Annotated in this window: 21 protein-coding genes, 1 tRNA gene and 1 other RNA gene; 5 read left to right on the top strand and 18 right to left on the bottom strand. The window is 70.8% G+C overall.

Annotated elements, in window-relative coordinates; translation table 11 throughout:
• Positions 1 to 58: 58 nt before the first annotated feature.
• Together EXU32_RS05200 and EXU32_RS05195 are read right to left on the bottom strand one after the other, a co-directional pair.
• Positions 59 to 715, bottom strand: a complete 657-nt coding sequence (locus EXU32_RS05200) for an HIRAN domain-containing protein (RefSeq protein WP_165399583.1) — start codon at positions 713 to 715, stop codon at positions 59 to 61.
• On the bottom strand, positions 712 to 1,548 hold the full coding sequence (locus tag EXU32_RS05195) for a HipA domain-containing protein (protein WP_130628943.1): 837 nt from the start codon (positions 1,546 to 1,548) through the stop codon (positions 712 to 714). Before EXU32_RS05195 ends, EXU32_RS05200 begins: the two co-directional genes overlap by 4 nt.
• 712 nt (positions 1,549 to 2,260) lie before the next feature.
• Between EXU32_RS05195 and EXU32_RS05190 the strand changes: the two genes are divergently transcribed.
• On the top strand, positions 2,261 to 3,526 hold the full coding sequence (locus tag EXU32_RS05190; RefSeq protein ID WP_130628060.1) for an IS110 family transposase: 1,266 nt from the start codon (positions 2,261 to 2,263) through the stop codon (positions 3,524 to 3,526).
• Positions 3,527 to 3,961: 435 nt separating this feature from the next.
• Here the strand turns inward: EXU32_RS05190 and rnpB are convergent.
• The 3 genes from rnpB to EXU32_RS05175 form a co-directional block, all read right to left on the bottom strand.
• Positions 3,962 to 4,340: RNase P RNA component class A (gene rnpB / locus EXU32_RS05185), an RNA gene on the bottom strand.
• Between the two features lie 45 nt (positions 4,341 to 4,385).
• Positions 4,386 to 4,970: a TMEM165/GDT1 family protein gene (locus tag EXU32_RS05180; protein ID WP_130628942.1), complete on the bottom strand. Its 585-nt coding sequence runs from the start codon at positions 4,968 to 4,970 to the stop codon at positions 4,386 to 4,388.
• A 222-nt stretch (positions 4,971 to 5,192) separates the two neighbouring features.
• Positions 5,193 to 6,656: an RNB domain-containing ribonuclease gene (locus EXU32_RS05175; RefSeq protein WP_165399582.1), complete on the bottom strand. Its 1,464-nt coding sequence runs from the start codon at positions 6,654 to 6,656 to the stop codon at positions 5,193 to 5,195.
• Between the two features lie 37 nt (positions 6,657 to 6,693).
• Here EXU32_RS05175 and EXU32_RS05170 point away from each other — a divergent pair, with 37 nt between their 5' ends.
• Positions 6,694 to 7,440, top strand: coding sequence for a YaaA family protein (locus tag EXU32_RS05170; protein WP_130628940.1), 747 nt, complete (start codon positions 6,694 to 6,696; stop codon positions 7,438 to 7,440).
• Positions 7,441 to 7,453: 13 nt separating this feature from the next.
• Here the strand turns inward: EXU32_RS05170 and EXU32_RS05165 are convergent, their stop codons facing one another.
• The 11 genes from EXU32_RS05165 to EXU32_RS05115 form a co-directional block, all read right to left on the bottom strand.
• Positions 7,454 to 8,671: an O-succinylhomoserine sulfhydrylase gene (locus tag EXU32_RS05165; protein WP_130628939.1), complete on the bottom strand. Its 1,218-nt coding sequence runs from the start codon at positions 8,669 to 8,671 to the stop codon at positions 7,454 to 7,456.
• Complete coding sequence (locus tag EXU32_RS05160) at positions 8,668 to 9,081, bottom strand: rhodanese-like domain-containing protein (protein WP_130628938.1); 414 nt, start codon at positions 9,079 to 9,081, stop codon at positions 8,668 to 8,670. Before EXU32_RS05160 ends, EXU32_RS05165 begins: the two co-directional genes overlap by 4 nt.
• A gap of 65 nt (positions 9,082 to 9,146) precedes the next feature.
• Positions 9,147 to 9,671 carry a hypothetical protein gene (locus EXU32_RS05155; protein WP_130628937.1) on the bottom strand — a complete coding sequence of 175 codons (525 nt, stop codon included), beginning with the start codon at positions 9,669 to 9,671 and terminating at the stop codon, positions 9,147 to 9,149.
• Between the two features lie 93 nt (positions 9,672 to 9,764).
• A complete protein-coding gene (locus EXU32_RS05150) occupies positions 9,765 to 10,502 on the bottom strand; it encodes a zinc ribbon domain-containing protein (RefSeq protein WP_130628936.1) in 738 nt (245 codons plus the stop codon).
• Positions 10,499 to 11,362 carry a Nif3-like dinuclear metal center hexameric protein gene (locus tag EXU32_RS05145; RefSeq protein ID WP_130628935.1) on the bottom strand — a complete coding sequence of 288 codons (864 nt, stop codon included), beginning with the start codon at positions 11,360 to 11,362 and terminating at the stop codon, positions 10,499 to 10,501. The genes EXU32_RS05150 and EXU32_RS05145 overlap by 4 nt, the downstream gene beginning before the upstream one ends.
• 1 nt (position 11,363) lies before the next feature.
• Positions 11,364 to 11,436, bottom strand: a tRNA-Val gene (locus EXU32_RS05140).
• Between the two features lie 60 nt (positions 11,437 to 11,496).
• The gene (locus EXU32_RS05135; protein WP_130628934.1) at positions 11,497 to 12,471 is read right to left on the bottom strand and encodes an isopenicillin N synthase family dioxygenase; all 975 of its coding nucleotides are present in this window, start codon (positions 12,469 to 12,471) and stop codon (positions 11,497 to 11,499) included.
• 31 nt (positions 12,472 to 12,502) lie between these two features.
• A complete protein-coding gene (locus EXU32_RS05130; protein ID WP_130628933.1) occupies positions 12,503 to 12,979 on the bottom strand; it encodes a peroxiredoxin in 477 nt (158 codons plus the stop codon).
• A 34-nt stretch (positions 12,980 to 13,013) separates the two neighbouring features.
• A complete protein-coding gene (locus tag EXU32_RS05125; protein ID WP_242612891.1) occupies positions 13,014 to 13,484 on the bottom strand; it encodes a DUF3052 domain-containing protein in 471 nt (156 codons plus the stop codon).
• Entirely contained in the window at positions 13,481 to 14,956 is a 1,476-nt protein-coding gene (locus EXU32_RS05120) for a PH domain-containing protein (RefSeq protein ID WP_130628932.1), read from the bottom strand. The genes EXU32_RS05125 and EXU32_RS05120 overlap by 4 nt, the downstream gene beginning before the upstream one ends.
• On the bottom strand, positions 14,953 to 15,489 hold the full coding sequence (locus EXU32_RS05115) for a PH domain-containing protein (RefSeq protein ID WP_130628931.1): 537 nt from the start codon (positions 15,487 to 15,489) through the stop codon (positions 14,953 to 14,955). The genes EXU32_RS05120 and EXU32_RS05115 overlap by 4 nt, the downstream gene beginning before the upstream one ends.
• Positions 15,490 to 15,553: 64 nt before the next feature.
• Between EXU32_RS05115 and fdhD the strand changes: the two genes are divergently transcribed.
• The 3 genes from fdhD (at position 15,554) to EXU32_RS05100 (ending at position 19,962) form a co-directional block, all read left to right on the top strand.
• Entirely contained in the window at positions 15,554 to 16,441 is an 888-nt protein-coding gene (fdhD, locus tag EXU32_RS05110) for a formate dehydrogenase accessory sulfurtransferase FdhD (RefSeq protein ID WP_130628930.1), read from the top strand.
• Positions 16,442 to 16,515: 74 nt separating this feature from the next.
• On the top strand, positions 16,516 to 19,308 hold the full coding sequence (aceE, locus tag EXU32_RS05105) for a pyruvate dehydrogenase (acetyl-transferring), homodimeric type (RefSeq protein WP_130628929.1): 2,793 nt from the start codon (positions 16,516 to 16,518) through the stop codon (positions 19,306 to 19,308).
• Positions 19,309 to 19,359: 51 nt separating this feature from the next.
• Positions 19,360 to 19,962 carry an MOSC domain-containing protein gene (locus EXU32_RS05100; protein ID WP_242612890.1) on the top strand — a complete coding sequence of 201 codons (603 nt, stop codon included), beginning with the start codon at positions 19,360 to 19,362 and terminating at the stop codon, positions 19,960 to 19,962.
• A 44-nt stretch (positions 19,963 to 20,006) separates the two neighbouring features.
• Here the strand turns inward: EXU32_RS05100 and EXU32_RS05095 are convergent, their stop codons facing one another.
• Both EXU32_RS05095 and EXU32_RS05090 read right to left on the bottom strand, forming a co-directional pair.
• Positions 20,007 to 20,717 carry a hypothetical protein gene (locus EXU32_RS05095; RefSeq protein WP_130628928.1) on the bottom strand — a complete coding sequence of 237 codons (711 nt, stop codon included), beginning with the start codon at positions 20,715 to 20,717 and terminating at the stop codon, positions 20,007 to 20,009.
• Between the two features lie 72 nt (positions 20,718 to 20,789).
• On the bottom strand, positions 20,790 to 21,941 hold the full coding sequence (locus tag EXU32_RS05090; protein ID WP_242612889.1) for a glycerophosphodiester phosphodiesterase: 1,152 nt from the start codon (positions 21,939 to 21,941) through the stop codon (positions 20,790 to 20,792).
• Positions 21,942 to 21,985: the final 44 nt, after the last annotated feature.

Here is a 21,985-nt window from a genome sequence, read left to right as displayed (position 1 = left end):
ACTAGAGCGCCGGACTCGCTCGAGAGCGTCTGAGCCTGCTGCCGGTGTCGACCGACTCCTAGGCGGGCAAGTGGCCAGCCAGGCGCACGAGCAGGCGCATGTGGAACCCAGCTGCAGGCGAGTTGATCCGCTCGACGGTCAGCTCGTGGGGGTGCCCCATCGCCGGACGCACGTACTCGAGCAAGGGTCGAGGTACGTAACCGAGGCGGTGGCCGTCATCGGTCACGAGGACCGCAAGGCAGTCGACCTCGTTGTCGGGCTCGGGGGTCAGGGTCACGCTCTGCCCCGGCTCAAGCGTGTCGATCCGTGCTTGCTCCTCCTCGTCGAGGTGCCGGATGCCGTGGACGAGGAAGTGGACCTCGAAGGGGCCCGGGTCCGGGATCGGCGTCAGCTCGAGCGTGTCCGTGGCGCTGCGACCACCGGAGCGTTCCAGCACCTCGAAGGGCTCGGCCGCCGGCTCGAGGTCGAGCAACCCGAGTGTGTCGCCGTGGTCAGCGCGACGGGGGGAGGTGATGCGGTGCCCGAAGAGGGGGAAGAGGACATCTGAAGTGCTGACGGTGCCCAAGGGCAGGCCGGGCAACTTGCGCGTGACGCCGGGCCGGTAGGCGAAGGCGTAGCGCTGCGTCTGTGGGTCGCGGGTGAGCTCGCCGACAGGCGCATAGGCGCCCGTGTGCGGATCGCGTCGCGTCACGAGCAGGCGTGTCGTGCGGGTCATGGTCGACATGCTTCGCTCACCCTCTCTTGGTTGATCGTCAGGACGTCGCTCACGAAACTACGGGTGAGGTCTGACAACGCGCCGTGCTCGTCCAGTATGGCCGTCCACGTCGCGGGATGAACAGTGGCCACCCGGTCAGCCCACCACGCCGCGCCGGTCAGGTCGACGGCCTCCCGAGCAATGTCGATGAGCGGGCGCTTGAAAGCGCGGGACTTGCCTCGTGCGCACCACGCGTGCCGGTCGCATCGCTCGCGGCGATCGTTGGTCATGCCCGACCCGAGCGCGCTGCCGTGATCGAAGGTGGGTGCGAGGTAGGCAGTGCCGTCGGGTGGCTCGATGACCGCCCAATTCTCTTCGTGGCGATCGGTGTTGCCGATCCACGCATCGAGGACGAGATAGCCGGTGAAGACCTCGGCGGCGCTCATGCCCTCGCAGGGTGGCGGGCCGGTCAGGCCCTCCAGGACGCTCAGGATGCTGTCCACGGTGTAGCCGTCGCCCCCCTGCGCGCCCCATGCGCTGCCCGGGGACAGCTCGTAGAGGTGAGGGGCGATCTGGCGCGAGATGATCCCCCGCTCCCCGTCCCGGACGGCGTACTTGCACGGTGCCGAAGGGAGGCCGATCGCCTCAGCCAGGTGGTGGGCGACCATCTCCGCCACGTCGTTGATGCGCGTCGGGCGAGTCCCTTCCAAGGATCCGGTCTCCTTGAGCGGCTTCCACAGCCACCACTCGTCGCGCGGGGCGTCGCCGACGAGTGAGAGCCATTCCTTGCGAGCGTCGAGGCCGCCTTGCTCGGGTTGGATCGAGCTCCATGAGCTGACATCGACGACGGCCACGCGCAGATCCTCCCACCGACGACGAGCGAAGGTGGGAGGCCTGCCACCTGTCCCTCGCCGCGGCTGGCGGGCCCGACTCTTGCGGCCCGGCTGCCAGCGCTGGCCTCGAGGGTTCCGCGGGCCCTCCAGGGGCCACCACCGCGTCGGGTGACTCCCTTCGCCGCCGGCCAGCCCGCTGAGGTGCGAGCGGCGACCGTCGGCGCGGCAGGCCTCGGCCACGGGACAGCAACCGCAGTAGCGCCTTGCGTCAGGCCGTCGTACACGAGGGGAGGCCGTCGGCCTCGGGGGCCTTGCCGAACACGGACTCGTCCATCCGCGGTGTCGTCGCTGCTCTCGACGTTCTTCGGACGGGTTGGCAGCCCAAGCTTCTTCACGAGCCGGCCACGCTTCGCGCCGACGAGCTGGGCCGGCGTCTTGGCGATCGGCGCCTCGATCGGTTCGGCGCTCACTGGTCTACCTTCCTTGTATCAGCGTTCTCCGATAGGGCGTTGATGCACCCGAGGTGCCACCAGGCCATCGCCCAGCTCGCTCGATGCGTTGGATGTCCACGATGAGATCTGCGAGGTCTGGTGGTTACCCGGGACGTGCAGACCGTCGACAGGGCTGAGCGCCTCCGAGCGCCGATCAGTGAGCGAACCGGCAGCTGCGTCCCGGCACCAGCGGCACCACATGAGGGTGCCTCCCCACTGGGACTAGCAGCGAGGAGGCTGACATGCAGTCTGCCACCAGCACCACCCTGCCCGAAACCCCACTCAACGACGTCACGGCCGGCATCGATTGGGCCGTGGATGACCACGCCGCGTGCATCGTCGACGGCCGCGGCCGCGAAATAGCGCGCGTCATGGTCGAACACACCACGACCGGCCTGCGCGACCTGGTCATCTTCCTGGCCAAGCACGGCGTCGATGAGGTCGCCATCGAACGACCCGACGGGCCGATCATCGACGTCCTCCTCGAGGCCGAACTGACGGTGGTGGTGATCAGCCCCAACCAGGTCAAGAACCTGCGCGGCCGGTACGGCTCGGCCGGCAACAAGGACGACCGCTTCGACGCGTTCGTGCTCGCCGACACCCTGCGCACCGACCGGGCCCGGCTGCGCCGACTGGAGCCGGACACCCAGGCCACCACGGCGCTGCGCCGCGCCTGCCGCACCCGCAAGGACCTCGTGGCCCACCGGGTCGCCGCCGCCAACCAGCTGCGCGCCCACCTGAGCATCGTCTTCCCCGGCGCGGTGGGCCTGTTCGCCGACCTCGACTCCGAGATCAGCCTGGCCTTCATCGCCCGCTTCGATACCCAAGAGCGCGCCGACTGGCTCTCTCCCGCCCGGCTGGGCAAGTGGCTGGCCTCGGTCGGCTACAGCGGCCGCACCGACCCTGCCGTGCTCCACGCCCACCTGACCCAGGCACCCAGGGGCCTGACCGGCCCGGCGGCCACCGCCGAGGCCGGCAGCACCCACGCGATGATCGCGCTGCTGACGACCCTGGTCGAGCAGATCAAGATCCTGGGCCGCCAGATCGGCGACCAGCTCGACGCCCACGCCGACGGGCACATCTTCACCAGCCTGCCCCGCTCCGGACGCGTACGCGCCGCCCGGCTGCTGGCCGAGATCGGCGACTGCCGCGCCAAGTACCCCACCCCCGAATCCCTGGCCTGCCTGGCCGGCGTCGCGCCCTCGACCCGACAATCCGGCAAGATGCGCGTCGTCGGCTTCCGCTGGGCCTGCGACAAGCAACTGCGCGACGCCGTCACCGACTTCGCCGGCGGCAGCCGACACGCCAACCTCTGGGCCGCCGACCTCTACGACCGGTCCCGAGCCCGCGGACACGATCACGCCCACGCCGTGCGCATCCTCGCCCGCGCCTGGCTCTACGTCATCTGGCACTGCTGGCAAGACAACGCTGCCTACGACCCCGACAAGCACCACGCGCTCCAACGCGTCCTGACCAACCGACGAGCCACCCAAAACCAGGCGGCTTGACACAGGGCTTCTCATCGCTGCGCCCCTTCGTGAGCCACGGCATGAGCTGGCCGACAAGGTGGGCGGCTGGGCCTGCCAGGGCCTCGAACGCTCGAGAGTCACGGCTGTGTCGTCCAGGACGAAGCGAGGCCAGTGCAGGCACGTCTCACGGTGTCAAGTGAAGGCCAGCGCGTTGGCCTGCGGGTTCAGCGGTGCCCAGGTGTCGTGTCGGTTGCGCAGGCGCATGTCATCGCGCACGGCGAGTCGGCGGTCACGGTGCAGGCGCGGGTGGGGCACAAGAGCGCTGAGGAAACTCTCTCGACCTACAGCCACTCGTGGCGTGACGCCGACGAGCGGACCCGGGAAGCGGTCGACGAGCTCCTCGTTCGTGGTGAGGACTCTGTGAGGACTCGACCCGCTGGGAGCGGCCAGAACCGCCGGTAAATCAAGGATGGTTGGATGAGTCGGCCTGTAAGCCGGGTTCTGTCATCCGGCACCGTTACCGGTACCGGCGAGACGGCCATCCATCTCGGGTCGCCGTTGCCGACGACCTCCAGCGTCCTACCCGTGCACTCGGGCGGGCAGCCCTCGGACGCGCACTGTCTGGACTTGCTCCTGGTGGGGTTTACCGAGCCGATCCGGTCACCCGGATCGCTGGTGGTCTCTTACACCACCGTTTCACCCTGACCTCGCCCGCAAGCGGTCGAGGCGGTCTGCTTTCTGTGGCACTGTCCCGCGGGTCGCCCCGGGTGGCTGTTGGCCACCACCACGCCCTGTGGAGCCCGGACTTTCCTCGACACCGCCGAGGCGGTGACGCAGCCGTCCGGCCGACTCATCCGTGGAACAGTGTACGGGAGCCGCGCACTGCCCTACGGGAGGCTCAGCCCAACCAGCCCAGGCCCTCGGCGATGAGGACCAGACCGAAGATCACGAAGGCCGCGGCGGCGCCGTACTTGATGACCTTCTCCGGGAGCTTGCGTCCGAGGACCGCGCCGACCGCGATGGCCAGTGCGTCGGCAGCCACCATGCCGATGGTGGAGCCGATCCAGGTGCCGAGCCAGTCCTCACGGACCGCCAGGGTGATGGTGGCCAGCATCGTCTTGTCACCGAGCTCGGCGAGGAAGAAGGCCAGACCCACTGCCAGCAGCGCGGAGCCCTTGGCCTTGCGCGCCTTCTGGGCCTCCTCGTCGGTCAGCTCGTCGCCGCGCAGCGTCCAGGCGCCGAAGGCCAGGAAGGCGAGACCGGCCACGATGGCGATGGGACCCTGGTACTTCTCGAAGCTCGCCCCGATGAAGTACCCGATCCCGACCGACGCCAGGTGCACGACGGCGGTCGCGACCGTGATGCCGATGATCACGTCGCGCGCCCGGTACCGGGTGGCGAAGGTCATCGCCATGAGCTGGCTCTTGTCGCCGAGCTCGGCGACGAAGATGACCACGGTGCTGAGCACCAGTGCGGAGAACATGAAAAAAAACTCCTCGTCCACCCGGACGAGGAGTCATGGTGACGAGCCTCGACCGGGAATGTGGGAACACAAACCGATCGAAAGTCTCGTCCGCCAGCACTGCTGGCCCGATGTGCCGGAGCCGGGACCCGAGGGTCGCGGCTCAGTATGTCGACACACCTGTTGGGGACTACTCCCTTTCGCTGCTGGAGACTCTAACCCACCCGTCGCGCGCCCGAAGAATCAGACCACCTCGAAGGTGACCTTGCCCTGCGCCAGGTCGACGTCGGTGAGGCGCACGGTGACCTCGGCGCCGAGGTTGGCCGCTCCCTTCGCCTTGGCCATGACGGGCGGGTCGACCAGCTGGATCTCGAGGTCGTCCCCGTCGTCCTTGCCATCGGGCGCGTCCACGACGACCGCGGGGAACTCCTGGCCCACGCGGTCGGCCAGCGTGGCCGCCTCGACCGCGTCGGTCGTCGCGCGCTCCACCGCACCGGCCGTGCGGTCCGACGCCTCCATCAGGTCGGGCAGCACGGGCAGGGCCTCGCGGACCCACTGCGGCACCTCCTCGCCCGCGCTCACCGCGACGCACAGGGCCAGCCCGAAGCGGTCGACGAGCCGGCGCAGCGGCGCGGTGACGTGCGCATAGGGCGCCCCGATGGCCGACTGCTCGACGACCTCGGGCACCGAGCCGTCGAAGGCCGTGTACCCGGCCCCGCGGAAGAGCACCGTCGACTCGTGGATGAGGGCCAGGTGCTTGGGATCGGTCCCGTCGAGCGAACGCAGGAAGGTCCCGTGGTCGGTGCCCTCCGCCCACTCGACGCCGAGGGCGCGGGCGATGCGCCGCAGCTGGTCGACGGCCGACCTCTCGGGGTCGGGCATGGTGCGCAGGATCCCGACCCTGGCCTCCAGCATCATCCCGCCAGCGACCATCCCGGTGAGCAGGGAGATCTGCGCGTTCCAGTCCTCGGCGGGCACGAGCGGTCGCAGGTGCAGCCGGAACCCGCCGTCGACCTCCTCGACCTCCTGGTCGGGCATCGGGAGGGAGGCGCCCCCGCGCTCCTGCTCGAGGGCGATCCGCTTCTCCCCGATCTCCTTGAGCAGCACGAGCCGCTCGTCGTCGGTACCGGCGTCCACGGCCTCCTGCACGGCCGTGTACTCGAGGCGGTCGACGCTGCGCACGAGCGCCGGGTAGACCTCGGCGGCCGTGTGCTCGCCCCGCGCATCGAGCCGGATGTCCCACAGGTAGGCGGGGCGGACCTGATCGGGCAGCAGACTGGCAGCCCCCTCGCTGAGCGTCGGCGGATGAAGGGGGGTCCGCTCGTCGGGCGCGTAGATCGTCTGGCCACGTCGCCGCGCCTCCGCATCGATGGCGCCTCCGGGCGCGACGAAGGACTCCAGGTGGGCGATCGCGTAGCGGACCCGGTACCCGTCACCGTCGCGACTCAGGTGCATGGCCTGGTCGAGGTCCATCGACCCGGGCGGGTCGATGGTGAGGAAGGGGAGCTCGCTCTCGTCACGCTCCGGTCGCGAGAGGGGCTGCGTCGCAACCGTGTCGGCCTCCGCGAGGACGTCGTCGGGGAACTCGGCCGGGACCTCCTGCTCGGCGCGGATGGCGTCGAAGCGGGGCTTGAGACCCGCGGCGGCCACCACCTCTCCCGCGGCGGGGTCGGTGGAGCGGAGGGTGACGGTGCGCTGCGAAGCCATGCTCGCCACCTTAAAGGGCTGACGTATCGTCCGGGGGGTGCTCGTGCTGCTCCCGCCCTCAGAGTCCAAGACCGGTCGCCTGCGCGGCAGGTCGCTCGACCTGGACACGCTGTCCTTCGCCGCCCTGCGTCCGCAGCGTGAGGCCGCGATCGCGGCCGTCGCCGCGGTGAGTGCCCGCGAGGACGCCCACGCGGTCCTCGGGGTCAGTCCCAACCTCGTCGAGGAGGTCGCCCGCAACACCCGCCTGACGACCGCTCCCGCTCCCCCGGCCGCCGATGTCTACTCCGGCGTGCTCTACGACGCCCTCGACCTCGGGGACCTCACACCGGGCCAGCGTCGACGGGCCAATCGATGGATCGTCGTCGTGTCCGCCCTCTTCGGCGCAGTCCGGCCCAGCGACCGGATCCCTCCCTACCGCCTGTCGATGGCCGTCAACCTTCCCGGGGTCGGGCCCCTCGCCAGCCACTGGCGAGAGGCCCTCGACGCGGAGCTCACCGAGGCCGCCGGCGACGGCCTCGTCGTCGACTGCCGCTCGAGCACCTACACCGCCGCCTGGACCCCCTCGGGCGACGTGGCCCGCCGATGGGTCCAGATCCGGGTCCCCGGCGCCACCCACATGGCCAAGCACACGCGCGGTCTGGTCACGCGGCACCTGCTCGGCGTCGACCGCGAGCCCAGGACGCCGGCCGCCCTCGCCCGCGTGCTCGAACCCGCCTTCGAGGTCGCTCTCACGGCTCCGACCAAGGCGGGCGCCCCGTGGGTCCTGGACGCCACGGCGCGCTGAGGTTCACGCGGGTCTAGCCCAACGCGTGCAGCAGGTCAGCCACCAGGTCCTCGGCTGCCTCGAGGCCGACCGAGATGCGCAGCGTGGTGTCGGTGATCCCGATGGCCGCGCGCGCCTCCTCGCCCATGCGTCGGTGTGTCGTGGTCGCGGGGTGCGTGATGAGCGACTTGGAGTCCCCCAGGTTGTTGGAGATGTCCACGATGCGCAGGGAGTTCATCAGCGCGAAGGCCTGCGCCTTGCCCCCGACGACGTCGAAGGTGACCACGGTGCCGCCACCGGTCATCTGTCGCTGCGCCAGCTCGTGCTGCGGGTGCTCGGGCAGCCACGGGTGGATGACCCGCGAGACATTGGGGTGCTCCTGCAGGACCCGCGCGATGGTCAGCGACGACTCGGCCATGCGGCGCACCCGCAGGTCCATCGTCTCCAGCCCCTTGAGCAGCACCCAGGCGTTGAAGGGAGAGAGGGACGGGCCGGTGTGCCGGATGAGGTTCTTGACCGGGCCGTCGATGTACTCCTGCGGGCCGAGGATGGCGCCGCCGAGCACCCGCCCCTGCCCGTCGATGTGCTTGGTCGCCGAGTAGACGACGATGTCGGCGCCGTGGTCGAGGGGCCGGGAGAACACCGGGGTGCCGAAGACGTTGTCGACGACGACCTGCGCGCCCGCCGCGTGCGCCAGCTCGCTGACTGCGGCGATGTCGACGAGCTCCTGCATCGGGTTGCTCGGCGTCTCGAAGAAGACGGCCGTCGTGGGCTCGGACAGTGCCTCGCGCCACTGGTCGAGGTCGGGCCCGTCGACGAAGACGGTCTCCACGCCCCAGCGCGGCAGGATCTCGTCGAGGACCACGAAGCAGCTGCCGAAGAGACCACGCGAGGAGACGACCCGATCCCCCTTCGCCAGGAGTGCCGCGAGGGCGGTGAAGACCGCGGACATGCCGGAGGCGGTGGCATAGGCGGCCTCGGCGCCCTCGAGGAGGCGCAGCCGCTCCTCGAACATCGCCACGGTCGGGTTGCCGTAGCGGGAGTAGACGAACTTGTCGACGCCGTCGGTGAAGGCCGCCTCGGCCTCTTCGGCGCTGCCGTAGACGAACCCGGAGGTCAGGTACAGGCCCTCGGAAGTCTCGTCGAAGGTCGAGCGTGCCTGCCCCCCGCGGACGGCCAGGGTCTGGGCGGACAGTCCGTCGGGGTCCAGGTGGGGACGCGGGTTGCCGGGACCGAAGGGGGTCCCGCTCATCCCTGCCGCCACGGGAGACCGGCCTGCTTCCAGCCGTTGGCCTCGCGGTGGCCGTGCTCGTCGAGGTCACCCTCGAAGCCCTCGGAGACATTGGTCGCGCCCGTGTAGCCGGCAGCTGCCGCAGTTGCGGTCGCGGCCGCGGAGCGGGCCCCCGAGCGGCAGAGGAAGAGCACGGGTGCATCCTGGGACGGCAGCGCTGCCATCAGCTGCTCGAGGAAGCGCTGGTTGGGCGCGCCGTCGGGGAAGGTCGTCCACTCGATGGGAACGACCTGCTTGCCGAGCGCAGTCACGTCGGGCAGGCCGACGAAGGACCACTCGGCCTGGGTGCGCACGTCGACGAGGACGGCGTCAGGGTCGCGCTCGAGGAGGTCCCAGGCCTGCTGGGGGGTGAGGTCTGCGTGCTGGCTCATGGGGTCAGGTTAATTTCTGCTCGGAGGCGGCCAGACCACGGGTCACGTCGCGAGACGTGCCGGGGTCATTGGCCGAGGGACATGCCGCGGGCGACCAGCCACGCCGTCACGATGAACCTGCCGAGGCACCCCACCGTCGTCACGACGAAGAAGAGGACCATGTTGACCCGCTTGATGCCCGCAGCGACCGTGACCACGGCCAGCGGTGGGAAGCCGACCGCCGATGAACCGAGCATGACCAAGGGCCCGAGGCGGGGTCGGTCGAGCACGTCGATCATCGCCTTGCTCCACCGGGTCAGGCGCCCTCGGATCGGCCCGGAGGGATGTCGTGGCTCGGCCGCCTCGCGTGCCTCCTTGGCCTCGCGTCGGCGGCTGTAGGCCTCGGCGCCCTTGTCCGCGATGACGAAGTGCGACATCTTGCCGACGACGAGGCCCGCGGTCATCGCGCACACGTGCAGGACCCACGCGTCGGGGAAGATCACGGGCGCGGCCAGGGCATAGATCTCGGCGTTGAGGGGCGGGAAGAAGGCCGACAGCAGCCCGAAGAGGACCGCCCCGATGAGACCGGTGGCGATGAGCCAGTCAGGCACGTTGGTGATGTCAGGCCCCCTCGGGTCCAGGTGGTGACGACGAGACGGGCCGGCCATCCGGCCTCGCGTGAGGTGCGGGCGGCCGGGGCGGCATCAGTCGTCGGAGTGGGTGCGCACGAGGATGCGGGAGCACTCCTCGCAGCGGACGACCTCGTTGCTCGCCGTCTTGTCGATGGCGGCGAGGTCGGTCGGGTTGAGCTCGAGCCGGCAGCCGCCGCACCGACCGTGCTTGAGCTCGGCGGCGGCCAGGCCGCCGGAGTGCTCGCGGATCCGCTCGTACAGCGCCAGGAGGGCGTCGTCGATGCTGGCGGCGATCTCGTCACGGGGGCGGGCCACCTCGATGCGCTCGGCATCGAGCTCGGCGACGGCGGCGTCGCGCTCGGCGGTCAGCCGGTCGACCTCTGCCTGCACCTCGGCGCGCTGCGAGGTGAGCTCGCCCAGCCGCGTCTCGACGCTCTCCTGACGCTCCATCACCTCGATCTCGACGTCCTCGAGCTCGGCCTGCCGGCGTGCCAGCGACTCCAGCTCGTGCTGCAGCGCCTGCAGGTCCTTGGCGCTCCCCTGGCCGGACTCGAGCCGCGAGGTGTTGCGGGCGGTGCGGTCGCGCACCTGCTGCACGTCGGCCTCGGCGCGATCGACCTCGCGGCGGATGTCGGACAGCCCCGTCTCGACGCGGACGACGTCGTCGCTCACCTGCTGCAGGCGGCTCCCGGCCTCCTGCACGGCAGCGATCTGCGGCACCCGGGTGCGCGCGTGGTCGATCTGCTGGAGGCGGGTGTCCAGCGCCTGCAGGTCGAGGAGTCGTGCCTGGACGAAGGGGTCTGCCTTCACTGCGGGTCTCCTAGGTCGGGTCGTGCGCCGACGGTGAAGCTCCACGGGTCGGTGCAGATGGTGCTCACGTGGGTCTCCAAGCCAACCACGTCGTGTCCGGCGGCCTCGAGCGACTCCCCGAGGCGCTGGAGCATCTCTCCCAGCCACAGCGACTCGGTGGCCCAGTGACCGGCATCGACGAGGAAGGGGGTGCCCCCGGTCGTCGCGGCCTCCTCGCGGGCCTCGAGGGCCGGGTGGTGGCGCAGGTCCGACGTGACGTAGACGTCGGCGCCAGCGGCGGCGGCAGCGCCGATGAGACCGTCGCCGGCCCCGCCCAGGAGGGCGACCCGTCGCACGACGCCGTCGAGCGGTCCGGCCACGCGGATCCCCGCCGGGGCCGAAGGGAGTGCCTGCGCCAGCCGCGCAGCGAAGTCCGCCAGGGAGACCGGCTCGTCGAGGTCACCGACGCGCCCCATCGGGCGGCCCTCCTCGATCGTGAGCGGCTCGGTCGAGGTCAGCCCGCAGGCGGCGGCGAGCGCCGTGTTGACCCCGGGCTCGGCGACATCGGCGTTGGTGTGGGCGACGTAGAGCGCGACGTCGCCGACGACGAGGGAGGTGACGGCCGCTCCCTTCGCGCTGGTGGTGGCGACCGAGTGCACGCCGCGCAGCAGCAGGGGGTGGTGCGTGATGATCAGGTCGGCGCCGGCGTCACGGGCCTCATGGATGACCGCGAGGGTCGGGTCGACGGCCGCGTGGATGCGACGGATCGGCTGCTCGGGGTCACCGGAGACGAGCCCGACGCGGTCCCAGGACTGGGCCGACCCCTGCGGGAAGAAGTCGTCCAGGACGCTCAGCACGTCCCGGAGCGGGATGGAAGTCATGTGGGCCCGGCCGGTCTCGAACCGACGACACCCGCGGTGTAAACGCGGTGCTCTACCAACTGAGCTACAGGCCCCGGCGCGCACGGCACCGCGGTCATTGTGTCAGCCCGCGGCCGGTGCTCGGTGCCGCGGCGTCAGACCCGGCGTGCGTCCTCGATCAGGTTGATCTCGTAGAGCACCAGGTCGAGGGCGTCGGCTGCGCTGATCGGCGAGAAGAGCTGGGGCGTCTGCTCGGTGACGGTGGGCACGAGGGGGCTGAGGACCGTCCACGGCGTGGGGTGGGCGAACTGGACCACCGAGTAGCGATCACCCTCCTGGCCGGGAGCGGCGACGACCCGGTGGATGCCGGGCGTGATGATGCCGTTGGTGACCACCTCGAGCATGAGACCGGTGTTGATGATCGCCCCGCCCTCCGGGGCGACCGCGTCGATCCACTCGCCGCTGTCCTTCAGGCGGACCTGCAACCCGGCCGCGGTGGCCCGGGGCAGGGCGGTGATGAGGTTGATGTCGGCGTGCTCGGCCGCCCACACGTGCGGCGCGTCGGGCGCGGACTGCATCGCCGGGTAGTGGATCGCGCGGGAGAGCGTCGGCCCGTCGACGAGCATCTTCTCGAAGTAGTCCGGGTGCGCACCGACGCCGGTGGCGATGATCCGCAGGACCCGGCGCTGCAGGTCGGCCACCGCCGTGTGGAAGGTCGTCAGCGTCTCGGTGATGCCCGGCACGGCCGACTCGGGGAGCACCGGGTCGTGGTAGCGGTGCGGGTAGCGCGTGCGAAGGGGGTGCCCCGCCGGGACGGCGCCACCCCAGTTGAGCATCTCCTTCCAGTCCGCCACGTCGGCCGTGGCGGCGGTCTCGACGAGGAGACCCGTGTAGCCGGTCTGCCCGTGGGTGCCGGGAGCGACGAACTGCTCCTTGACCGCGCGCTCGGCCGCGAAGAACTCCTCGAGCATGTCGTAGGCGCTGTCGATGAGGTCCTCGGACAGGTCGTGGCTGACGTAGACGAAGCCCGTGTCCAGCGAGGTCATCAGACCGTCGACGACGGCCCGTGCTCGCTCACCGTCCCCGGACTCGAAGGCCAGCAGGTCAACCTCGAGGATGTCGTCGCTCATGACGACGCAGGCTACCTGCCCCGGCGGGTCCTCAGGTGTGGACGAGTCGGGCGAGCGCGTCGTGGTAGCCGGTGAAGTCTCGCGCCTGACCCGCGGGGTTGACGAGCGACCACGCGATGCGACCGTCACGGCCCACGAGGAAGGTCCCGCGCTCGGCCTTGCCGGCGGTCTCGTCGAGCACGCCGTAGTCGCTCGCGACCTGCCCGTGCGGCCAGAAGTCCGACAGCAGCGGGAAGAAGTAGCCCTGCTGGTCGGCCCAGGCCCGCAGGCTGAACATCGGGTCGCAGGAGATGGCGACGGTCGTGACCGCCTCGGACTCGAAGCGGCCCAGGTCGTCGCGGATCTCCCCCAGCTCACCGGTGCAGATGCCGGAGAAGGCGAAGGGGTAGAAGACCAGCAGCACGGCCCGCTCGCGCTGGTACTCGCTCAGCGAGACGTCGCGGCCGTTCTGGTCGCGCAGGGTGAAGCCGGGCGCGGTGTCCCCGACCGACAGAGGCTGCTGGGTCATCCCGGCAGTCTGCCAGTGAGCCGACCGGCGACGATCAGGCGACGCCCTTGCGGGCGGCGAGCCGGGTCGCCACCCAGTACTCGGAGCACATGACATTGCCCGAGGTGTGAAGCCCGGCGGTGGTGGCAGCCTCGTCGACCTCGCTCGGGTCGACCTCGTCCTGCTGGCCCGGACGGGGCGTGAGCAGCACGATCGAGGAGCCCTCGGCGAGCGTGCCCAGGGTGTCGACGAGGGCGTCGGTGAGGTCACCGTCGCCGTCGCGCCACCACAGGATCACCGCGTCGACGACGCCGGTGTACTCCTCGTCCTCGATGGGGTCGCCCACGACCTCCTCGATGGCCGTGCGCAAGGCCTCATCGGCGTCGTCGTCCCAGCCGTACTCCTGGACGATCTGCTCCTTGGCGAAGCCCAGCTTGGACACGGCATCCCGGGCGAGATCCTCTCCCTGTGCCGACGACTGCCCCATCACGACCGTGGTCCCTTCTCCTGCTCTGTGCTCATTCATCGGTCACAGTCCACCGTGTCCGGGCGCGGGAAGCAAGCAGAGCCCTCCGGCTCGCCGCGTCGCGAGCGGCTCGCGAGGGTCTCGGTGCGGCTCCTCAGGCGCTCTGCAGCGGCCCGGTCGAGGTGGCTGACGTGCGGGCTCACCGGCCCGACGGTGCTCACGAAGTGCACGCTCGCCAGGTCCATCCGTCGAGACAGCGGACCCTGGGTGAGGGTCATCGACTGGATCCGTCCCCACGGGACGACCTGGATCGTGTGGTCGAGCCACCCACCGCGGGTCATGACCGCCCGCTCCCCCGCGAGGTAGCCGATGCGGCGGTGGGCGAAGGGGTGCAGCCGGCGCGCCCGGGACGGTTGCCCCACGAAGTCCTGCGGGGTGCCACCCATGAGCGACGCGGCCGCTGCGGTCGTCGTCGGGTCCCCGGTGAGGACCGCGAGCAGCCGCATGACCTCGGCGGTCGTCGCGACGGGCACGAGGTCGCTGTCCGACGCACCCTCGGAGGCCGAGCCGATCTCGGCGCCGGCGACGTTGACCTCCAGCGACCACCAACCCTGCCGTCGCCACAGCCAGGGCTGCGTGATCGCGACTGCCTGCACGCGGTGCAACGGCACCGATGAGGTGCGCGTGTCGGTCAGGCCCCGTTGGCTCGTCAGGGTCGAGCCCCGCAGCCCGACGGTGAGGCCCCACCACCGGGTCAGGCGCATCAGAGCGCGTCCGCCGCTCACCACCAGCAGCGGGACCATGCCACCGACGGCAGGTCCGAGCCCGGCGACGCCCAGGACGACCGCGACCGCCGCCACCACGACGACGACGATCGCCTCACCGCTCAGCAGGACGGAGGCGACCACCCGCGCGGGCGGCACGCTCAGCAGGTGCTGCGTCGCCGGGGCCTGCGGTGCCGGGGCCTGCGGCGCTCCTGGCAGCGCCGAAGCCGTGGGCCCGTCGCCATCGACGGGTGCCGGCGGGCCCGAGGCCGCGGCGCCGCGCTCCGCGAGCCCGAGCAGGCGCGCTCTCACGGCCTCGGCCTCGGCAAGCGGCAGGTAGGCGATCGACAGGTGCGAGTCGCCGCCCCCGGCCGACTCCACCCGCACCTCCGCCAGGCCGGTGAGACGGGCCAGGAGTGGCCGGACGACGTCGACGGCCTGGATGCGGTCATAGCGCACCTGGCGGTGCTGGCGGAAGAGCGCACCCGTGTGCATCTCGATGCTGTCCTCGCCGAGCCGGTAGCGGGTGAACCACCACGAGGCGAGACCCAGCACGACCGCCCCGAGGACGACCACGACGAGGACGCCGACCTGGACGAGGACCCAGCGTCCACCCCCTTCGCCGCCTCCGTCGTCGATCCCCGCGATCGCTGCGGTGATCGTGTCGATCTGCTGGCTGACGAGGTAGCCGAGGACACCCAGGACGATCAGCCCGCCCCGGACGAAGGGCGAGAGCGGGTGGACCCGGACGAAGCCCTCGTCGGTCACAGGCCCGCCCGCTGCGCCTCGCCACGGGCCGCGAGGCGCACCCGCAGCTCCTCGGCCACCTCGACCGGCAGCCCGGGGATGTCGCCGCTGCTCGCGGGCGAGGCGGTGTTGACGGTGATGTCGGCCAGACCCGCCTGGCGCTTGTAGGGGCCGGAGCTGAGGTCGACGTACTGGATGCGGCCGTAGGGGATCGTCACGAGCCGGCGCCACATGCGCCCCTTGCGGATCGCCAGCTCCTCGGGCAGCTCCGCCCAGCTGATCGCCCGCACCTGCACCCCGAGCACCCACATCAGCCAGGCCCACACGAGGACCACCGCACCGGCGCCGATGGCCAGCCACCACCAGAGGTAGACGGAGGTGAAGGCGAGGGCGAGCGCCGCCGGGAGCAGTGCCGCGGTCGCACTGACCCGTCGCACCCCGGCGAGCTTGGGCGAGACGGGGTGCCAGTCGGCCCCGTGGTCACCCCGCAGGGGCAGCACGGACGGGCCCGGAGGGGGCGGGGTCGAAGGGGGTCCTGCCGGCTGCTCGTCCACGGCACCATCACACCAGACGCGGTCCGTAGGGTGGCATCGTGGCCGATCGACCGGAGGTGCAGTGATGGGACGGATGACGCAGCGGCTGAAGGCGCAGCGGGTCGGGGACGTCTCTGGGTCGCGGATCGAGTCCGTCGCGGTCGAGGAACCACTCGAGATCCGGGTCGCCGCCCTGCCCGCCAGCGGGATACCGGCCGGGAGCAACCCCCTTCGTCCGCCGTCGACGACCGTGACGACGACCATGCGCCTGCCCGGCGACGACTTCGACCTCACCCTCGGCCACCTCGTGGCCGAGGGCCTCATCGGCGACGGTGACGACATCGCCACGATGATGCACTGCACCGACGTCGGGCCGGACGGGTCACCGACCTTCAACGTCGTCGAGGTGACCCTGGCCGCGGGTGTCTCGCTCCGGCGGCCGATCAGCGAGCGGACCGAGGTCGCGACGAGCGCCTGCGGGGTCTGCGGGTCGACCTCGGTCGACGACCTGCTGGCCGCTCTCCCCCAGTCACCCTCGACCGATGACGCCCGCTTCGGGCTCGACGCGATCCAGGCCGGCATGGCAGCGATGCGCCTGCGGCAGAAGGTCTTCGACGCGACAGGGGGTGTGCACGCTGCTGCCCTGCTGGACGCCCGGGGCGAGGTGCTCGTCGTGCGCGAGGACATCGGTCGGCACAACGCCGTCGACAAGGTCATCGGGTGGGCGACCCGCGAGGGCCGGCTGCCCCTGCGCGGGCATGCCCTGCTCGTCTCCTCCCGGGCCGGCTTCGAGATCGCGCAGAAGGCCGCGGTCGCGGGGGTGCCGGTGCTGGCCTGCGTCTCGGCCGCGACGTCGCTCGCCGTGGAGGTCGCCGAGCGCAGCGGCCTGACCCTCCTGGGATTCGTCCGCGAGGGCCGCGCGACCGCCTACAGCCACCCCGCACGCGTCTCGGAGGCCGACCCCGGTTTGTGACGATTGCCACGGGCACGAGATAGTGGCTGTGTCCGTCGTCACCTCTGACGGACCGGTCTTGAAAGGACGACGACGTGCCCGGCTCAGCGGATTACCTCAGCGACGGACCCATCCTCAACGGCATCCCCACCCACCTGCCGGACATCGATGCGGAGGAGACGGCCGAATGGTTGGACTCCATCGATGCCCTCATCGACGACTCCGGGCTCGATCGCGCCCGCTACGTGATGCTGCGGCTGCTGGAGCGAGCCCGGATGAAGAACGTGGGGGTCCCGTCGTTGACGACGACCGACTACGTCAACACGATCAAGCCGACCAACGAGCCGTGGTACCCCGGCGACCAGGAGGTCGAGCGCCGCTACCGCGCCTGGATCCGCTGGAATGCCGCGATCCAGGTCCACCGCGCCCAGCGCCCCGGCGTGGGCGTCGGCGGCCACATCTCCTCCTACGCCTCCGCGGCGACCCTCTACGAGGTCGGCTTCAACCACTTCTGGCGGGGCAAGGACCACCCCGGCGGTGGCGACCAGATCTTCTTCCAGGGGCACGCCTCCCCCGGCATGTACGCCCGCGCCTTCCTCGAGGGACGCCTGAGCGAGGACCAGATGGACGGGTTCCGTCAGGAGGCCAACCGGCTCGCGAGCGGCGGCGAGATCGGGATGCCCTCCTACCCGCACCCTCGGTTGATGCCCGACTTCTGGGAGTTCCCCACCGTCTCGATGGGGATCGGCCCGATGAACGCGATCTACCAGGCGCAGTTCAACAAGTACCTGCACAACCGCGGCATCAAGGACACCTCGCAGCAGCACGTGTGGGCCTTCCTCGGTGACGGCGAGATGGACGAGCCCGAGAGCCGCGGTCTGCTCCAGACCGCGGCCTTCGAGGAGCTGGACAACCTCACCTTCGTCGTCAACTGCAACCTGCAGCGCCTCGACGGGCCGGTCCGTGGCAACGGCAAGATCATCCAGGAGCTCGAGGCCTTCTTCCGCGGGGCCGGGTGGAATGTCATCAAGGTCGTCTGGGGCCGCGGCTGGGACCCGCTGCTGGCGTCCGACCGCGATGGCGCGCTGGTCAACCTGATGAACCAGACGCCCGACGGCGACTACCAGACCTTCCGCGCCAACGACGGCGCGTATGTCCGCGAGAACTTCTTCAACCGCGACCCGCGCACCCGCAAGCTCGTCGAGGACTGGTCCGACGAGGACGTGTGGTGGAAGCTCAAGCGTGGTGGCCACGACTACAACAAGGTCTACGCCGCCTACCGCGAGGCGACCGAGCACACCGGCCAGCCGACCGTCATCCTCGCCAAGACGATCAAGGGCTACGGCCTGGGGTCGCACTTCGCCGGGCGCAACGCGACCCACCAGATGAAGAAGCTGACCCTCGAGGACCTCAAGGGCCTGCGCGACGGGCTGAAGATCCCGATCTCCGACGAGCAGCTGGAGAAGGACCCGTACCTGCCGCCGTACTACCACCCCGGCGAGGACGACGAGGCGATCCAGTACCTCAAGGAGCGTCGCGGCAAGCTCGGCGGCGGCCTGCCCCAGCGCCGCGTCGAGTACACGACCCCCACGCTGCCCGGCGACGACAAGTACGCCCAGATGGCCAAGGGCTCGGGCAAGCAGGAGATCGCCACGACGATGGCGTGGGTCCGGCTGCTCAAGGACCTCATGCGGGAGAAGGACTTCGGCGACCGGGTCGTGCCGATCATCCCCGACGAGGCGCGCACCTTCGGGCTCGACGCCTTCTTCCCGACGAAGAAGATCTACAACCCGCACGGCCAGAACTACACCTCGGTCGACGCCGACCTCATGCTCGCCTACCGCGAGTCGGAGCAGGGCCAGATCATCCACACCGGCATCAACGAGGCCGGTTCCGTGGCGGCCTTCACCGCCGCCGCGACGAGCTATGCCACGCACGGCGAGCCGATGATCCCGATGTACATCTTCTACTCGATGTTCGGCTTCCAGCGCACGGGCGACAGCATCTGGGCCGCGGGCGATCAGATGGCACGCGGCTTCATGCTCGGCGCCACCGCCGGTCGCACCACGCTGACCGGTGAGGGCCTGCAGCACGCCGACGGCCACTCGCCCCTGCTCGCGGCGACCAACCCCGCCGTCGTGGCCTGGGACCCGGCCTACGGCTTCGAGATCGCGCACATCATGCGCCAGGGGCTGGAGACGATGTACGGCGGCGACACACCCAAGGGCGACTCGAGCCGCAATGTCATCTACTACCTGACCCTCTACAACGAGCCGCTCGTGCAGCCGGCCCAGCCCGAGGGCCTGGACGTCGCCGGCCTGCTCAAGGGCATGTACCGCTACTCCGCGGGTGACGACTCCGGTCTGGGTGACACCCCGCCCCGGTGCCAGCTGCTCGCCAGCGGCGTCGGCATGCCGTGGGCGCTCGAGGCGCAGCAGCTGCTCAAGGACGACTGGGGCGTCGTCGCCGACGTCTGGTCGGTGACCAGCTGGAGCGAGCTGCGCCGCGAGGCGATGGCCTGCGACGAGCAGCGCTTCCTCCACCCCGAGGCCGAGCGGCGCACGCCGTACATCACCCAGGCCCTCGAGGGCGCGGTCGGCCCGGTCGTCGCGGTCTCGGACTACATGAAGCAGGTCCAGGACCAGATCCGCCCGTGGATCCCGGAGGAGTTCTCGGCGCTCGGCACCGACGGCTTCGGCTTCTCCGACACGCGTGCAGCAGCCCGGCGCTACTTCCACGTCGACGGCCCGTCGATGGCCGTGCGGGCCCTGCAGATGCTCGCCGAGCGCGGCTGGGTCGCCGAGGACGTGCCCGGCAAGGCGGCCGACAAGTACCGCCTGCTCGACATCAGTGCCGGGACCTCCGGCAACGCCGGCGGCGACGCCTGACGCAGGCCGCCCCACGAAGGGGGTGTCCGCGACCGTGGCAGGATCACGGGCGTGGACACCCCCTTCGTCATGTCGGTGAGTCGGGACCAGCTGCACCGCTTCAGCAAGCAGTCGTGCGAGGCCATCGACCTCGTCGAGGACCTCGGGGTGCGCGGTGACGCCCACGCCGGGACCCTGGTGCAGCACCGCTCACGCGTGCGGCGTGACCCCAACCAGCCCAACCTGCGGCAGGTGCACCTGATCCAGGGCGCGCTGCTGGACGAGGCCCGCGACGCCGGGCACGACATCGGTCCTGGGTCGCTCGGCGAGAACATCCTCACGTCGGGAGTTGACCTGCTCGCCCTCCCCGAGGGGACGCGGCTGCACCTGGGTGGGGCAAGCGTGCGCCTGACCGGTCTGCGCAACCCGTGCCGGCAGATCGACGAGCACTCGCGGGGTCTGCTCAAGGTCGTCGTCCGCCGGGTCGATGGCGTCGCATCCGACTCCGACGTCGAGCTGGGCCCGACGGGTGGCGTCCAGAGCGTCGACGGGGTCGGCATCGTGCGCCGCGCCGGCGTCATGGCCGTCGTCGAGCGGAGCGGCACGGTGCGCCCCGGGGACGCCATCGAGGTCGAGCTGCCACCGCAGCCGCACACTCCGCTCACCCCGGTCTGAGCGTCGGTCGAGCCGCGCCGCGGGCCTGCGTCACCTGCTGAGGCTCAGCCCCGGGCGGTGACCGAGAGCAGGCTCCTCAGCGCGGCCTGCGCCTCGCAGCCGCAGCCGACCGGACGAGACCACTCGACCCGGATGTCGCGACGACAGGTCCCGACGTACTCGCGCAGGACGAGTCCGTCGGCGTCGGCCAGGACCGGTCGCACCGTGGCGACCGGCTGCACCTCACGCTCGACGAGCCGCCGCAGGTCCTCCCGGTGGCTCCCGTCGAGGTGGGTGATCCACCCGTCCTGCCAGCCCGCGAGCGGATCGACCTCGGCCGCGACGTAGTCGCAGGCGGCGACGTCCACCAGTGCCGGCCGGGTGGCCCGGCACTCCACGGACCACTCGAGCGTGATCGTGTCCGGGACGAGCCGCGCGACCGGCTGCCCCTCGGTGAGCCCGAGGTGCTCGAGCAGCTCCTCGCACACGGGCTCCGTCATGACCTGCGCCCTGCCGGTCAGCTCGACCCGGCCGCGCACCCGCCCACGGTGCGGCACCGACGACACGTCGCTGGCGCCGGCGTCGACGAGCGGTCCGCGCTGGCCGGGTCGGACGAGGTGGGCACACTCGGGCGCCACCTCCTCGAGCGCGAAGAGGATCGCCCCCGCGGCATCGGTCGCATGCCGCGCCACGGGCGCTCGGCGCCCGAGGATCCCGATGTCGATCGCACTCGCGCCGGCGACGACCGTCCTGGCCAGCTCTGCCCAGTCCTTCACATGACTCTCCTTCGGCGTGAACCTGTGGTTAGGCATACCTAACCACAGGTTCACGCCGAAGGGGAGGTCCTCTCAGCTGGCGTCGAGGAAGTCCTCGCGTGCCCCGACGCAGATGTCGGGCTGGTCGCAGAAGACCCCGTCGACGCCGACCTCGAAGAAGCGCGTGACCTCGTCGGCCATCCGCCCATGGGTCGCGGGGTCGGAGCCGGTGCGGTAGTCGGTCGGGAGGAAGGTGTTCTCCGCGCGGAAGGTCCACGGGGTGACCTTGAGCCCGGCGGCGTGCGCGTCGTCGACGAAGCTCGTCGGCTCACCCAGGGTGCCGTCCGCGTTGCGGGCGATGACCGCGTTCTTCTCCGGGCCGAAGCCGTCGATCCACTGGGACAGCTCCTGCATGGACGCGGCGGTCGTGAGCTCGGCGTAGGTCGTGCCCTGCTCGCGCAGGTCGTAGGGGCCGCCCTTGACCGTCGTGAGGAAGGTGCTCTTGCCCCGGTACCCGTGCTCGCGCAGGGACTTCAGTGCGGTCAGCTCGAAGGACTGGACCCAGATCGGGGCCTTGCGGTGGTCGAGGTGGTAGGCCTTGACGAGCCGGGTGACCTCGGCCTCGGGGTCGAAGCCCTCGGCGTGCAGGTAGGTCGAGTGCTTGATCTCCGGGATGATCCCGATGACGCGACCGGTGGAGCGGGAGAGCGCCTCGCGCTGGGCGAGCACCTCCTCGAAGGTCGGCACCTGGAACTGACCGTCGTAGGTGCTCGACCCGGGCCGCAGGTCACCCAGACGCTCCTTGGTGCGCAGCGTCTTCAGCTCGGCGAGGGTGAAGTCGTCGACGAACCAACCGGTCACGGACGCACCATCGACCTGCTTGGTCGTCCTGCGGTCGGCGAACTCGGGACGGTCGGCGACGTCGGTGGTGCCACCGATCTCGGGTTCGTGGCGGTCGACGAGCACTCCGTCCTTGGTCATGACCAGGTCGGGCTCGATGTAGTCGGCGCCCTGCTCGACGGCGAGGTCGTAGGCGGCGAGGGTGTGCTCGGGGCGGTAGCCGGACGCGCCGCGGTGGGCAAGCACGAGCGGGTCGCTCATGTCCTTCTCGCGGTACCCGGGGTTGCCCGAGACCGACTGGGTGGTGCTCTGCGACGGGGCGGTGGGAGCGGCCGTGGCCGTGGCTGCTGGCAGGACGAGGGAGACGGCGGCCAGGACACCGGTGGCGATCTCGGTGGGGTGCATGTCGGCGACGCTAGGTCCGTCAGGCACCCCGTCGTCCGACGGTG

This window comes from Janibacter limosus, from assembly GCF_004295485.1.
Lineage (GTDB): Bacteria > Actinomycetota > Actinomycetes > Actinomycetales > Dermatophilaceae > Janibacter > Janibacter limosus_A.
This window is presented reverse-complemented; position numbering and strand designations above follow the sequence as displayed.

Excerpts from the sequence above, each read along its gene's own strand:
- EXU32_RS05145 (WP_130628935.1), bottom strand. The coding sequence starts at position 11,362 with ATGACTTCCATCCCGCTCCGGGACGTGCTGAGCGTCCTGGACGACTTC.
- EXU32_RS05200 (WP_165399583.1), bottom strand. The coding sequence starts at position 715 with ATGACCCGCACGACACGCCTGCTCGTGACGCGACGCGATCCGCACACG.
- EXU32_RS05175 (WP_165399582.1), bottom strand. The coding sequence starts at position 6,656 with ATGGCTTCGCAGCGCACCGTCACCCTCCGCTCCACCGACCCCGCCGCG.
- EXU32_RS05130 (WP_130628933.1), bottom strand. The coding sequence starts at position 12,979 with ATGACCCAGCAGCCTCTGTCGGTCGGGGACACCGCGCCCGGCTTCACC.
- EXU32_RS05125 (WP_242612891.1), bottom strand. The coding sequence starts at position 13,484 with ATGAATGAGCACAGAGCAGGAGAAGGGACCACGGTCGTGATGGGGCAG.
- EXU32_RS05190 (WP_130628060.1), top strand. The coding sequence starts at position 2,261 with ATGCAGTCTGCCACCAGCACCACCCTGCCCGAAACCCCACTCAACGAC.
- EXU32_RS05090 (WP_242612889.1), bottom strand. The coding sequence starts at position 21,941 with ATGCACCCCACCGAGATCGCCACCGGTGTCCTGGCCGCCGTCTCCCTC.
- EXU32_RS05165 (WP_130628939.1), bottom strand. The coding sequence starts at position 8,671 with ATGAGCGGGACCCCCTTCGGTCCCGGCAACCCGCGTCCCCACCTGGAC.
- fdhD (WP_130628930.1), top strand. The coding sequence starts at position 15,554 with ATGGGACGGATGACGCAGCGGCTGAAGGCGCAGCGGGTCGGGGACGTC.
- EXU32_RS05180 (WP_130628942.1), bottom strand. The coding sequence starts at position 4,970 with ATGTTCTCCGCACTGGTGCTCAGCACCGTGGTCATCTTCGTCGCCGAG.
- EXU32_RS05135 (WP_130628934.1), bottom strand. The coding sequence starts at position 12,471 with ATGAGCGACGACATCCTCGAGGTTGACCTGCTGGCCTTCGAGTCCGGG.
- EXU32_RS05160 (WP_130628938.1), bottom strand. The coding sequence starts at position 9,081 with ATGAGCCAGCACGCAGACCTCACCCCCCAGCAGGCCTGGGACCTCCTC.